The organism is Pseudomonas sp. 43(2021) (assembly GCF_017490805.1).
Lineage (GTDB): Bacteria > Pseudomonadota > Gammaproteobacteria > Pseudomonadales > Pseudomonadaceae > Aquipseudomonas.
The window spans coordinates 1-485 of record NZ_JAFGYJ010000370.1; the positions used below are offsets into that span (position 1 = coordinate 1).

Below are 485 nucleotides of genomic sequence, written 5' to 3' on the forward strand. Positions count from 1 at the left end.
AGCAAGGGGTGATCGAACGCTATCGGGCGTGCCTGAGCCGCGAGAAGCTCGGGTTCGAGCTCGAGGCGTTCGTGCAGGTGTCGATGCGCAACGATCAGACGCAGTGGCACGAGCGTTTCGCGCAGGCGGTGCGCGAATGGCCGGAGGTGGTGGGCGCGTTTGTCGTGACGGGCGAGACGCACTACCTGCTGCGCGTGCTCGCGCACAACCTGAAGCACTACTCCGATTTCGTGCTGAATCAGCTGTACAAGACGCCCGGCGTGCTCGACATTCGCTCGAACATCGTGCTGCAGACGCTGAAGGACGAGGCGGGGCCGCCCGTCGCGCTCGCGCGCACGGGCCCGGCGATCAAAGCCGTGTGAGGCCGTGAAAGCCGCCGCTCTGGAACACGAGCGGCGCGAGCGCGGCCGCGTCGGGGTGCACGCCGCAGCGCTCGACCTCGCCGACGAAGATCACGTGGTCGCCTTCGTCGTAGCGGCTGCGGT

At 67.6% G+C, this 485-nt stretch carries 1 protein-coding gene; it reads left to right on the forward strand.

Annotated features, from left to right (window positions below; genetic code table 11):
• A partial coding sequence (locus J5M71_RS27690; RefSeq protein WP_207838758.1) for an Lrp/AsnC family transcriptional regulator occupies positions 1-362 on the forward strand: 362 nt, incomplete at its 5' end.
• Positions 363-485 lie beyond the last annotated feature (123 nt).